Raw genomic sequence first — 11628 nt, 5'->3', positions numbered from 1 at the left:
GTGCCCGTCTCGTGCTGGGCGTGCTCGGCCGGCTCGAGCTGGAACGTCGAGTGCTCGACGTCGAAATGCCCGTGCAGACACGCCTGCAGGTCGTCCAGCAGGGCCGGCGCGTGCCCGTCGCGGAAGCACGAGTCGGTCAGCACGACATGGCACGACAGCGTCGGCAGGCCGCTGGTCACCGTCCACACGTGCAGGTCGTGCACGTCGATCACGTGCTCCGGTTCGAGCAGGTGGCGGCGCACCTCGCTCAGGTCCATGTCCTCGGGTGCCGCCTCGAGCAGGACCCGGCCGCTGTCCCGCAGCAGGGCGTGGGCCGCCCGCAGCATCAGCACCACGACGACGAGCGAGGCGATCGGGTCGGCGCGGGTCCACCCGGTCACCAGGATGACCACCCCGGCCACGACGGTCCCGATGAACCCGTACAGGTCGGTCAGGATGTGCTGGTAGGCGCCCTCGATGTTGAGGCTCGACCGGTTCGCCCGAGCGAGGACCCACGCGGCGGCGATGTTGACGACGACGCCGACCAGGGCCACGGCCAGCACGATCCCGCCCTCGACCTCGGGAGGTGAGACGAGCCGGCGGATCGCCTCGACCGCGATGATCGCGGACACGACGAGCAGAGTTATCCCGTTGCCCGCGGCGGAGACGATCTCGGCCCGCTTCCAGCCGAAGGTCCACTTGCCCTGCGCCGGCCGCGCGGCCAGGTGCAGCGCCCACAACGCCGCGGCGATCGCGCCGACGTCGGAGAGCATGTGGCCGGCGTCGGACAGCAGGGCCAGCGAGCCGGAGACGACGGCCGCCACGACCTCGCCGAGCATGAAGGCCAGCAGCAGGAGCAGCGCCGCCCACAGGTAGCGCCGGTCCGCACCGGCGCCCACCCCGTGCGTGTGCCCGTGCCCATGGCCGTGCTCGTGCGGATGCCGATCTCCCCGGTCGTGCCCGGGCTCGTTCCCGCGCCGGTGCCCTCGGCCCTGCTCCTGGCCCATGCATACGAGCCTACGGGTCGGGCGCCCGGACGGATGCGGCCGGCTGGGACGCAGCTGGGCGGCATACCTTCGTGGCGACACGCCGGGCCCGGTGGCAGCGCGGGTCACTAGGCTGTCGGTCATGTCGGACGCCCTTCTCTCCAGCACCTACCAGCAGATCCTCGAGATCGTCGCCAAGGTCGAGCCGCGCGTCGCCGACGCGGTCCGCGCCGAGCTGCGCGACCAGCGCGCCTCACTCAAGCTCATCGCCTCGGAGAACTACGCCTCCCCGGCGACCCTCCTGACGATGGGCACCTGGCTGAGCGACAAGTACGCGGAGGGGACGGTCGGGCACCGCTTCTACGCGGGCTGCCAGAACATCGACACCGTCGAGGCGCTCGCCGCCGAGCATGCCCGCGAGCTGTTCGGCGCTCCCTACGCCTACGCCCAGCCGCACTCCGGCATCGACGCCAACCTCGTCGCCTACTGGGCGATCCTGGCCCACCACGTCGAGACGCCGGGGCTGGCGCGACTGGGGGCCAAGAACGTCAACGAGCTCTCCGAGACCGACTGGGAGGCGCTGCGGCACGAGCTGGGCAACCAGCGCCTGCTCGGCATGTCGCTGGACGCCGGCGGTCACCTGACCCACGGTTTCCGGCCCAACATCAGCGGCAAGATGTTCCACCAGCAGCAGTACGGCACCGACCCGCAGACCGGCCTGCTCGACTACGACGCACTCGCCGCGAAGGCGCGTGACTTCCGGCCGCTGGTCATCGTGGCCGGCTACTCGGCCTACCCGCGCCGGATCAACTTCGCCAAGATGCGCGAGATCGCCGACGAGGTCGGGGCGACCCTGATGGTCGACATGGCCCACTTCGCCGGACTGGTGGCCGGCAAGGTGTTCACCGGGGACGAGGACCCGGTGCCCTTCGCGCACGTCACCACGACGACCACCCACAAGTCGCTGCGCGGCCCCCGCGGCGGGCTGGTGCTCGCCCAGCCGGAGTATGCCGCCGACGTCGACCGTGGCTGCCCCATGGTCCTGGGCGGTCCGCTGGGTCACGTCATGGCCGCCAAGGCCGTCGCGCTCGCCGAGGCCCGGCAGCCGGAGTTCCAGACCTACGCCCAGCACGTGGCCGACAACGCCAAGGCGCTCGCCGAGGGCTTCCTCAGCCGCGGTGCCCGCCTCGTCACCGGCGGGACCGACAACCACATCGTCCTGCTCGACGTGTCGACGTTCGGCCTGACCGGGCGACAGGCCGAGTCGGCGCTGCTCGATTCCGGCGTCGTCACCAACCGCAACTCGATCCCGCAGGACCCGAACGGGGCGTGGTACACCTCCGGCATCCGCTTCGGCACGCCGGCCCTGACCAGCCGCGGCTTCGGCGCCGACGAGTTCGACCGCGTCGCCGGGCTCGTCGTCGACGTCCTGACCCAGACCTCGGCGGGCACCACCAAGGCGGGGGCGCCCTCGAAGGCGTCCTACGTGCTGGCCGACGGGGTCGCCGACCGCACCCACGCCGCGGCGGCCGAGCTGCTCGACCGGTTCCCGCTCTACCCGGGCCTCGACCTCGCCTGACCTGCCCGGTACTCGCAGGATGGAGCGGCCCGCCGAGATCTCCGAGGAGATCCGGCGAGCGCCGGTCGTCACGGCCCGGCACGTCGTGCGGGTCGCCCGGGCCGTGGCCGACCGGTTCGGGCTCTCGTGGACCGGCCTGCTGTTCGGCGCGGTCTACGTGGTGGTGGCGCTCTCACCGAGCCTGCTGCCCCGCACCTGGTTCTACCAGGGCCTGGTCTGCGGCATCTGCGGTGCGGCCGGCTACGGCCTCGGGGTGCTCGTCGCCTGGGTGAGCCGTGGGGTCAGCCGGCTGCTCAGGCTCGAGATCGTCGTCGGCGAGGAGCAGGGCCACTGGGTGCGGGTCGGCTGGGTCGCGCTGCTGACCGCCGGTTTCGTCTGGGCCGTCGTGGCGAACATCCGCTCCCAGGCCGTCACCGCGAGCCGCGTGCACCTGCAACCGCTCACCCCGCTCGACTGGGTCGGGGTACTGGCGCTGACCCCCGTCGTCTGGGTGGCCCTCGTCGCGGCCGGTCGGGGCATCCGGCACCTGACCCTCGGCGTCGAGCACCGGGCCGCCCGGGTGCTGCCCACGGCGGTGGCCACGGTCGTGGCGGTCGTGCTGGTGCTGTTCGTGGCCGCCTGGTTCACCGACAACATCGTCATGCAGCGCGGCGTCCAGCTCTTCGGGCGCTACTCCGCCCACCTCAACGCGCAGTCTCCCGAGGGCAAGTCGGCCCCGACCTCGCCGCTCGTCTCCGGCGGACCCGGCTCCCTCGAGCCCTACGGCACGCTCGGCTTCCAGGGCCAGGTCTTCGTCACCCAGACCCTGACGCCGGCCCAGATCACGGCCGCGACGCGTGTCCCCGCGAAGCAGCCGATTCGGGCCTACGCCGGGGTGCACGACGGCGAGACCATCGCCCAGACCGCCGACCGGGTCGTCGCCGAGCTGCAGCGCACCGGCGCCTTCGACCGGAAGGTGCTGCTCGTCGCCACCACGACCGGCAACGGCTGGGTCAACGACTGGTCCTCGCAGTCGGTCGAGTACCTCACCGGCGGTGACTGCGCCATCGCCGCGATGCAGTACTCGTACCTGCCCAGCGCCCTCGAGCTGCTCACCGACCGCGAGTCGCCCAGGCAGGCCGGCACGGTGCTGTTCGACAAGGTGTATGACGTGTGGTCGGCGCTGCCGGCAGCCTCCCGTCCGCGCCTCGTCGTGGGCGGCGAGTCGCTCGGCGCCTACGGCGGGCTGGCCGCCTTCGGCAACGTCGCCGGCATGCTCGCGCGGGCCCAGGGCGGCGTCTGGAGCGGCACGCCGAGCTTCTCGGGGATCGCCGAGCAGCTCTACGCGGAGCGGACGCAGGGCTCCCCCCAGATCTCACCGGTCATCGACAACGGGCGGCACATCCGTTTCTCGACCAAGAACGTCGGGCTGCGGACCGACTACGTCGGACGCCCGCTCGGGATCTGGGAGCAACCCCGTTTCGTGTTCCTGCAGCACCCGTCCGATCCGGTGGTCTGGTGGAACCCGGCCCTGCTGACCACCGAGCCGGACTGGCTGCGCGAGCCGCTCGGCCGTGACGTCAACCCTGACGTCACCTGGATCCCGTTCGTGACGTTCTGGCAGCTGACGACCGACATGGCCGTCGGGCTCAACCCGCCCTACGGCTACGGTCACCGCTACGGACCGGAGATGGTGCCGGCCTGGGGGGCCGTCCTCGGTGGTGAGCCGGGGCGCGACTACGGCCGGATCCTCGCCGCCATCGAGCGGACCGTCTCGCGCTCCGAGTGACCGCCCGTCCGGGGCTGCCGGGGGACCTCAGCCGCGTCCGAACAGCTCGTCGAGGCAGGCCGCGAACATCCGGGTATGCGCCTCGACGTCGGCCGCAGTGGTCGCCGGTGACATGAGCGCCATGTTGTGGAACGGGGTGAGCAGGATGCCGCGGTTCAGGGCATGGAGGTGCAGGTACTGCTGCAGCGCGAAGTCGTCGGCCTCGGCCGCCAGACGCCCGTTGCGCGGCTGCTCGGGGGAGAAGGCGTACTCCGCCCGCGCGCCGAGCCGGGTCACGTGCCAAGGGGCGCCGGTCGCGTCGATCGCCGCCTGGACGCCGTCGGCCCACGCGTCCGCGAGCGGGATCATGTGCTCGAACGCCGCCTGGGTCATCACCTGCTCGAGCGTGGCCTGCATGGCGGCCATGGACAGGCCGTTGCCGGCCAGGGTGCCGCCGATGCCGCCCACGTCGATGTCCTCGAGCTCGACCGAGCGGGCGATCCGGTCGGCCACCTCCGCGGTGAACCCGAAGGTGCCGCAGGGGACCCCGCCGCCGATCGACTTGCCGATGACCAGGAAGTCGGGGTGCAGGTCGTCGCGCCGCGTGATGCCGCCGGGCCCGGCGCAGATGGTGTGTGTCTCGTCGTTGATCAGGATGACGCCGTGCCTGGTCGCGAGGTCGCGCACCGCCTCGTTGTAGCCGGGCTCGGGCAGCACGATGCCGATGTTGGTCAGCGCCGGCTCGACCAGGATCGCCGCGACGTCTCCCTCGGCCAGGGCCTTCTCGAGCCCCTCCACGTCGTTGAACTCCACGACGCGGGTCGTGTCCGAGGTGGGCACCGGCGGGCCGATGTTGTTGCGACGGTCGCCGGTCAGGCCGTCGTCGTCGAGGGTGGCGAAGGCCTCGTCGACCGACCCGTGGTAGCAGTAGTCGTGAACCACGATCTTGCGGCGCCCGGTCAGGTGGCGGGCGTAGCGGATGGCGTGGCGGTTGGCGTCGGTGGCGGTCAGGGTGTACTGCCAGAAGGGCAGCCCGAACCGCTCGGTCAGGCCGGCGGACACCGCGATCGCGTCCTGTGTCGGCAGCATCGTGGTGATCCCGCGGGACAGCTGGGCGGTGACCGCCGCCACCGTCGGGGCGGGGGAGTGGCCCATCATCGCACCGGTGTCGCCGAGGCAGAGGTCGACGTGGTCGATGCCGTCGACGCAGGTGAAGTGGGCGCCCCCGGCACGCTCGACGAAGACCGGGAAGTCGCCCGGCCACTTGACCATCCAGCTCATCGGCACGCCGCCGGGCATGTGCCGGCGGGACTGTTCGGCGAGCGCTGCCGAGCGCGGGCGCGCCTGTCGGAAGGAGTCCCGCTCGCGTTCGTACAGCTCGGCCAGGCGAGTGCGGTCCACGGCAGGTTCGGGGTCGGTCATGACGACATCGTGCCGTACGCACCCACGCACGGGAAGCGATGCGGCGCCCTCACCGAGTCGGTGGGGCGCCGCATCGGATGGGACCGGGCTCAGTGGTGGCTGAGCTCCCGCGTCCCGGGCTGCGCCGGCATCTGGTGGGTCGCGTCGAAGGCCTGCGCCAGGTCGGCGATGAGGTCGTCCACGTCCTCCAGACCGACCGAGAGGCGCAGCAGCGAGGCGTCAGGCTTGGCCTCGTCCGCGACCGGGCGGTGGGTCAGGGCGGCGGCCTCCTGGATGAGGCTGTCGACCCCGCCGAGCGAGACCGCGTGGGTGACCAGACGGCAGTGCTCCGCCACCGCGGCGGCGGCCGCACGCCCGCCGCGCAGCGTGAACGCGAGGATCGACCCGGGGCCGGACATCTGGCGACCGACCAGGCGCTGGGGGTCGCAGCCGGCCAGGCCGGGGTAGTGCACGCGGGCGACCTCGGGCCGGTCGGAGAGCCACTGGGCGATCCGGTGCGCGCTCTGCTGCTGGGCGCGGACCCGCACCGGCAGCGTCTGCAGGCCACGGTGCAGCCCGAGGGCCGAAGCGGGGGAGAGCAGCCCACCGGTGATGGCCCGCACCTGGCGGAGCCGCTCGGCCCATGCGTGCGTGGTCGCCACGACCCCGCCCATCAGGTCGCCGTGCCCACCGATGAACTTCGTCGCGGAGTGCAGGCTGAGCGCGGCGCCGTGCGTGAGCGGCTGCTGCAGGACCGGCGTGGCGAAGGTGTTGTCGACCAGGACCGGGACGTTCCCGGCCTGCGCCGCGACGGCGGCGATGTCGACCAGGTCGAGGGACGGGTTGGCCGGGGTCTCGATGACCACCAGCCCGGTGTCCGCCTCGATCGACGCGGCCACCGTCTCGGCGGTGGCCCAGGTGACCCGGGTGCCGAGCAGGCCGGTGGCCAGCAGGTGGTCGGTGCCGCCGTAGACCGGCCGGACCGCCACGACGTGCGGGGTGCCGGCCGCGACCGCGGCGAGCAGCGAGGCGGTCACCGCGGCCATGCCGGTCGCGAAGGCGACGGCGTCCTCGGCTCCCTCGAGGTCGGCCAGGGCGCGCTCGAAGCGGGCCACGTTGGGGTTCCACAGGCGCTGGTAGACCAGCGAGTCGCCGGGCCGGGGTCGGCCGCCGCCGGCGAGCTGGTCGTAGGCGGCCCCGCCGCTCTCGACGGAGGCCAGGGGGTAGGTGCTCGAGGCGTCGAGCGGGGGGACGTGGGCGCCGAGCGACGTGAGGTCCTCACGGCCGGCGTGGACGGCAGCGGTGTCACGGTTCATGACTAGAGTGTCACCGATTCCGCGATGTGAAGGCAATCAATCCGTTGATTCCTTGTACTCGATCCGCTGTGTCGCGGATACTGCTGTCATGTCCAATCGCCGAGCCGCCCCACCGCGGAATCCACGACCCCCCTACCCCGCGCCTCCCGCGCCCCCGCTCGACGACGTCGACGTGGCCATCCTCGCGCTGCTGGTCGACGACGGGCGGATGTCCAACGCGGAGATCGCCCGGCGGGTCGGCATCCCCGAGTCCACGTGCGCCGGGCGGGTGCGGGCCCTGCTCGCCTCGCAGGTGGTGCGCGGCATCCATGCCGACGTCGACCTCGCCTCGGTCGGCCGCCCGATGGAGGCGATGATCGCGCTGCAGTTCACCGGCCACGCCCGCGAGGCGATGGACGCCGTGCGGGCCCGGATCCGCGAGGTGCCGGGGGTGGTGGCGGCCTACCACGTCGCGGGGCACACCGACTTCCTGGTGCACGTCTGCGCCGCGTCGTCCGACGCGCTGCGCGACCTCGTCCTGGACCACCTCACCTCGCTGGCCGGGGTGGCGCACGCCGAGACGAGCCTGATCTTCGAGCGGATCGAGGGTGGTCACCCCTGGGACCCGGCCGGCGCGCGCCGGGCCCGGGCAGCGGGGCGCAGGTGAGCGGCATACCCTCGAAGCCATGGCCATCGTCAAGATCAACGCCATCACCGTCCCCGCCGACCGGGCCGACGAGCTCGAGCGCCGCTTCTCGCGGCGGGCGGGCGTCGTGGAGGACTCTCCCGGCTTCCTCGGCTTCCAGCTGCTGCGGCCCGTCAAGGGAGAGCAGCGCTACTTCGTGGTGACCCAGTGGGCCGACGAGGAGTCCTACGCGGGCTGGCGCGACGGGTCGGCGCGCGCCGCGCACAAGGGCGAGCAAGGACCGACCGTCATGGCGTCGACGGACCTGCTCGAGTTCGACGTGGTGCTCGACGTGAAGCCGGGCGCCCGCTGAGCGACGTCCGGCTCAGCTGGAGAAGAACAGCCCGGACAGGCCGCGCTTGCGGTAGCGGTGTCCGCCCTGCTGGCCCCAGTACGGGTCGCCGTACTGGGTCGGTGGCGGCTGGGCGACGAAGCGGCTCTCCAGCTGGCTGAGCCGCTCGAACTCCCCGAAGTCGAGGAACAGGCCGCGGCAGGTCTCGCACTGCTCCACGTGCACGCCGTTGCGGTCGTAGGTGCGCATGGCGCCCTGGCACTTGGGGCAGACGAAGTTCTGCGGCTGGTAACCGGCTGCTCCGGTGCGGTCCTGGCCCGGGAAGGGGGGTGGCTGCTGGGTCATGGCACCATCCTCACATCTGCCGACACGCCTGCAGAAGCCTGCGGCCCTCCTCGTCGGGCGCCGCACCGCGCAGCGAGCGCACCGCCGCGACGAACACGGCACAGCGCGCCGGCAGGTCGAGCCCCGGCCACGGGTCGCCGACCCGTGGCACCGCCGGGCCACCCGCGGCGCGGTAGGCGTCCAGGAAGGTGCGCCACGACGCGTCGTCCAACAGGCCCGCGGCCCAGAACCCGGCCGGTCGGCCGAGGTCCCAGGCGGGGTCGCCGACACCGAGGTCGTCGACGTCGAGCAGGCGCCAGCCGCCCCGCCACCATCCCAGCTGCCCGAGGTGCCAGTCCCCGTGGACGACGGCGCGCGAAGTCGTATGCCGCTCAGCGGGCTCCCGCCCGTCGGCGGCCCGGGTGGCCTCCCGGGCCAGGGCTTCGCCGAGCCGGGCCAGCATCGTCGTGTCGGCGTGGGCCCGGGCAGGCGTCCGGCGCGCCCGCTGCACCGCTCGGCCCACCCGGTCGGTCCCTCCGTGCGTGGGGAGGACGAGGGGTGATGCGGCACGGTGCAGCCGGGCGAGCAGCTCGCCGGCAGCGGCCCAGGGGACGGGCGAGTCGGGGTCGAGCACCGGCACCTCGGGCCACGCGGTCACGAGCGAGCCGTCGGGAGCCTGGGCCACCGAGGGCGAGAGGGGTGGGGCGAACAGGCCGGCGAGGCTCGGATCCACCACGGCGGCAAGCCGGTTCGCCAGCGCCTCCCGGCCGGTGCGTCGCCGGTGCAGCTTGACCACGGCGCCGCCGAGCACGGCGAGCCGGGCACCCGAGGGCGTGTCGACCCAGCGGGGACGCTCCCGCGCCGGCACGACCAGCCCGAGCTCGGCGGCATACCCGGTCACCCAGGCGTCCGCGGACGGCACCTCTGGAGGCATGTGCGGCAGTATGCCGCCCGCCTCGGCAGGCCGCGGCCGTCGCCCTTGTTGCCCCCCAGGGCCGTTGGTAGCATCCCGGCATGACAGGGTCTCCCCGGTAGGTCACCGTGGCGACCTACGAGTTCCGCTGCGAGCAGGACGGCGTCGTGACCCTGACCGTCCCGATGGGTGAGGTCGGGCCGACGGCCCCCTGTCCGGCCTGCGGCCGAGCCGCGCGCCGGGTCTACTCCGCTCCGCAGCTGCGCCTGGGCGACGGTCGTGCCCGGGCAATGCTCGACGCCACCACAGCCACCGCCGACCGTCCGGCCGTGGTCGGCCACCCTGTCGGCGGCCGCGCACGTCGGCCCCGACCAGCGGCCGACCCCCGCACCGCCAAGCTCCCACCCCCCTGACGCGGCGCGCCACAGCGCGCGACCCAGGCCCGATGGAGGTCCCGCATGAGCAACGTCGGTCTGTTCTACGTCGGAGCCGTCCTGTTCATCAACGGCTTGGCGCTGCTCGGCCGGGTGAAGGGGGCCGGGGCCGTGCCGCTCAACGTCTTCGTCGGCTTCCTGCAGGTGATCACACCGACCTACCTGATCATCAGCTCGGGCGGGAACCAGGACGTGATCTTCGGCGCCTCCGGGCTCTACCTGTTCGGCTTCACCTACCTGTACGTCGCGATGAACGAGGTGTGGGGCTTCGACGGGACCGGGCTCGGCTGGTTCTCCCTGTTCGTCGCCGTCGCGGCCATCGGCTATGCCGTCGTCAACGTCCTGCGCTACCAGGACTGGGCGTTCGGCGTCATCTGGCTGCTCTGGGCCTACCTCTGGTGGCTCTTCTTCGACCTGCTCGGCCGGGAGAACGTCGCGATCACCGCCTACACCGGCGCGGTCGCCGCGATCGAGGGCTGGACGACCGCCGCGATCCCCGCCTTCCTGCTGCTCACCGGCCAGTGGACCGTGCTGCCCAACCCGGTCATGGCCGTGCTGATCGCCGTGGTGAGCCTCGCCGGCTTCGTCCTGGCCAAGGTCCGGCTCGCCAGACGGCCGCCCCTCCCGACCGCCCCCGCCACATCCACCCGAGAAGGAGTCTGACCATGCCGACCAACATCTTCCCGCTCGACTCCACCAGGAAGTTCACCGACCAGCAGCTCGTGGGCCACAACCGGTGGCACCCCGACATCCCGCCGAACGTGACGGTCAAGCCGGGCGACGTCTTCCGCATCGACTGCCGCGAGTGGTTCGACGGCGCCATCGTCAACGACGACTCGGCGCTGGACATCCTGCACGCCCCGCTCAAGAGCGTGCACACGCTCACCGGGCCGATCCGGGTCGAGGGCGCCCAGCCCGGCGACCTGCTCGTGGTCGACATCCTCGACGTCGGCCCGATCCCGCAGGAGGACAGCGGCCCGCTGGCCGGTCAGGGCTGGGGCTACACCGGCATCTTCGCCAAGGCCAACGGCGGCAGCTTCCTGACCGACCAGTTCCCCGACGCCTACAAGTGCATCTGGGACTTCCGCGGCGGGGTGGCCACCTCGCGGCACGTGCCCGGGGTCTCGTTCGTGGGCATGGTCCACCCGGGCCTGATGGGCACCGCCCCGAGCGCGGAGCTGCTGGCCCGGTGGAACACCCGCGAGGCCGCGCTCATCGCGACCGACCCGGACCGGGTGCCGCCGCTGGCGCTGCCGCCCGAGCCGGAGATGGCCATCCTCGGCACCCTGACCGGTGCCGACTTCGACCGGGTGGCCGCCGAGGCCGCCCGCACCGCGCCGCCCCGGGAGAACGGCGGCAACCAGGACATCAAGAACTTCACCAAGGGCACCCGGGTCTTCTATCCGGTCTTCGTCGACGGGGCCAACCTCTCGGCCGGCGACCTGCACTTCTCGCAGGGCGACGGCGAGATCACCTTCTGCGGGGCCATCGAGATGGGTGGCTTCATAGACATGCACGTCGACCTGATCAAGGGCGGGATGGAGGCCTACGGGGTCTTCGAGAACGCGGTGTTCATGCCGGGCATCTCCAACCCGCAGTACTCGGAGTGGCTCGCCTTCTCGGGCACCTCGGTGACCCTCGACGGTGAGCAGCGCTACCTGGACAGCCACCTGTCCTACCAGCGCGCCTGCCTGCACGCGATCGACTACCTGACCAAGTTCGGCTACACCCCGGAGCAGGGGTACATGATCCTCGGCGCCGCACCGATCGAGGGCCGCCTGTCGGGCGTGGTCGACATCCCGAACTCGTGCTCGACGGTGTACCTGCCGACGTCGATCTTCGACATCGACATCCGGCCCTCGAGCAGCGGCCCGGCGCAGGTCGACCCGGGCATCGGGGTGCCGCACGCGGCGTTCTGACTCGTCCCCCTTCGTTACCCCGAGGACCGCGCGCCACCACCCCGCACCACCTGCTTCGAAGAGGCCCGGGCGAG

General features: G+C 72.5%; 12 protein-coding genes. 7 read left to right on the top strand and 5 right to left on the bottom strand.

Annotated elements, in window-relative coordinates:
* The coding region (locus WMI84_RS13405) for a cation diffusion facilitator family transporter (RefSeq protein WP_347353957.1) at positions 1–986 on the bottom strand (986 nt) is incomplete at its 3' end.
* Between the two features lie 121 nt (positions 987–1107).
* Here WMI84_RS13405 and WMI84_RS13400 point away from each other — a divergent pair.
* Both WMI84_RS13400 and WMI84_RS13395 read left to right on the top strand, forming a co-directional pair.
* Complete coding sequence (locus tag WMI84_RS13400) at positions 1108–2544, top strand: glycine hydroxymethyltransferase (RefSeq protein ID WP_347353955.1); 1437 nt, start codon at positions 1108–1110, stop codon at positions 2542–2544.
* A gap of 19 nt (positions 2545–2563) precedes the next feature.
* Positions 2564–4312: an alpha/beta-hydrolase family protein gene (locus WMI84_RS13395; RefSeq protein WP_347353953.1), complete on the top strand. Its 1749-nt coding sequence runs from the start codon at positions 2564–2566 to the stop codon at positions 4310–4312.
* Between the two features lie 27 nt (positions 4313–4339).
* Here WMI84_RS13395 and WMI84_RS13390 read toward each other — a convergent pair whose 3' ends face one another.
* Both WMI84_RS13390 and WMI84_RS13385 read right to left on the bottom strand, forming a co-directional pair.
* Positions 4340–5713: a transaminase gene (locus WMI84_RS13390; protein WP_347353951.1), complete on the bottom strand. Its 1374-nt coding sequence runs from the start codon at positions 5711–5713 to the stop codon at positions 4340–4342.
* Between the two features lie 89 nt (positions 5714–5802).
* Positions 5803–7008, bottom strand: a complete 1206-nt coding sequence (locus WMI84_RS13385; protein WP_347353949.1) for a PLP-dependent aspartate aminotransferase family protein — start codon at positions 7006–7008, stop codon at positions 5803–5805.
* 88 nt (positions 7009–7096) lie between these two features.
* Between WMI84_RS13385 and WMI84_RS13380 the strand changes: the two genes are divergently transcribed.
* Both WMI84_RS13380 and WMI84_RS13375 read left to right on the top strand, forming a co-directional pair.
* A complete protein-coding gene (locus WMI84_RS13380) occupies positions 7097–7654 on the top strand; it encodes an Lrp/AsnC family transcriptional regulator (RefSeq protein ID WP_347353947.1) in 558 nt (185 codons plus the stop codon).
* Positions 7655–7673: 19 nt separating this feature from the next.
* Positions 7674–7985: an antibiotic biosynthesis monooxygenase gene (locus WMI84_RS13375; RefSeq protein WP_347353945.1), complete on the top strand. Its 312-nt coding sequence runs from the start codon at positions 7674–7676 to the stop codon at positions 7983–7985.
* 12 nt (positions 7986–7997) lie between these two features.
* On the opposite strand, the gene WMI84_RS13370 is transcribed toward WMI84_RS13375, so the two are convergent.
* Both WMI84_RS13370 and WMI84_RS13365 read right to left on the bottom strand, forming a co-directional pair.
* On the bottom strand, positions 7998–8309 hold the full coding sequence (locus WMI84_RS13370; protein WP_347353943.1) for a zf-TFIIB domain-containing protein: 312 nt from the start codon (positions 8307–8309) through the stop codon (positions 7998–8000).
* Positions 8310–8319: 10 nt separating this feature from the next.
* Positions 8320–9222: a hypothetical protein gene (locus WMI84_RS13365; protein WP_347353941.1), complete on the bottom strand. Its 903-nt coding sequence runs from the start codon at positions 9220–9222 to the stop codon at positions 8320–8322.
* A 107-nt stretch (positions 9223–9329) separates the two neighbouring features.
* Between WMI84_RS13365 and WMI84_RS13360 the strand changes: the two genes are divergently transcribed.
* The 3 genes from WMI84_RS13360 to fmdA are packed head-to-tail and all read left to right on the top strand — an operon-like array spanning position 9330 to position 11554.
* A complete protein-coding gene (locus WMI84_RS13360; RefSeq protein WP_347353939.1) occupies positions 9330–9614 on the top strand; it encodes a zinc ribbon domain-containing protein in 285 nt (94 codons plus the stop codon).
* Positions 9615–9659: 45 nt separating this feature from the next.
* Positions 9660–10298, top strand: coding sequence for an AmiS/UreI family transporter (locus WMI84_RS13355; RefSeq protein ID WP_347353937.1), 639 nt, complete (start codon positions 9660–9662; stop codon positions 10296–10298).
* A 2-nt stretch (positions 10299–10300) separates the two neighbouring features.
* A complete protein-coding gene (fmdA, locus tag WMI84_RS13350; RefSeq protein ID WP_347353935.1) occupies positions 10301–11554 on the top strand; it encodes a formamidase in 1254 nt (417 codons plus the stop codon).
* Positions 11555–11628 lie beyond the last annotated feature (74 nt).

The sequence above is a fragment of the Intrasporangium sp. genome, assembly GCF_039812505.1.
In the GTDB taxonomy this organism is placed as follows: Bacteria; Actinomycetota; Actinomycetes; order Actinomycetales; family Dermatophilaceae; genus Intrasporangium_A.
This window is presented reverse-complemented; position numbering and strand designations above follow the sequence as displayed.

Coding starts and splice junctions, on each gene's coding strand:
- fmdA (WP_347353935.1), top strand. CDS start 10,301: ATGCCGACCAACATCTTCCCGCTCGACTCCACCAGGAAGTTCACCGAC.
- WMI84_RS13390 (WP_347353951.1), bottom strand. CDS start 5,713: ATGACCGACCCCGAACCTGCCGTGGACCGCACTCGCCTGGCCGAGCTG.
- WMI84_RS13355 (WP_347353937.1), top strand. CDS start 9,660: ATGAGCAACGTCGGTCTGTTCTACGTCGGAGCCGTCCTGTTCATCAAC.
- WMI84_RS13375 (WP_347353945.1), top strand. CDS start 7,674: ATGGCCATCGTCAAGATCAACGCCATCACCGTCCCCGCCGACCGGGCC.
- WMI84_RS13380 (WP_347353947.1), top strand. CDS start 7,097: ATGTCCAATCGCCGAGCCGCCCCACCGCGGAATCCACGACCCCCCTAC.
- WMI84_RS13400 (WP_347353955.1), top strand. CDS start 1,108: ATGTCGGACGCCCTTCTCTCCAGCACCTACCAGCAGATCCTCGAGATC.
- WMI84_RS13370 (WP_347353943.1), bottom strand. CDS start 8,309: ATGACCCAGCAGCCACCCCCCTTCCCGGGCCAGGACCGCACCGGAGCA.
- WMI84_RS13385 (WP_347353949.1), bottom strand. CDS start 7,008: ATGAACCGTGACACCGCTGCCGTCCACGCCGGCCGTGAGGACCTCACG.
- WMI84_RS13395 (WP_347353953.1), top strand. CDS start 2,564: ATGGAGCGGCCCGCCGAGATCTCCGAGGAGATCCGGCGAGCGCCGGTC.
- WMI84_RS13365 (WP_347353941.1), bottom strand. CDS start 9,222: ATGCCTCCAGAGGTGCCGTCCGCGGACGCCTGGGTGACCGGGTATGCC.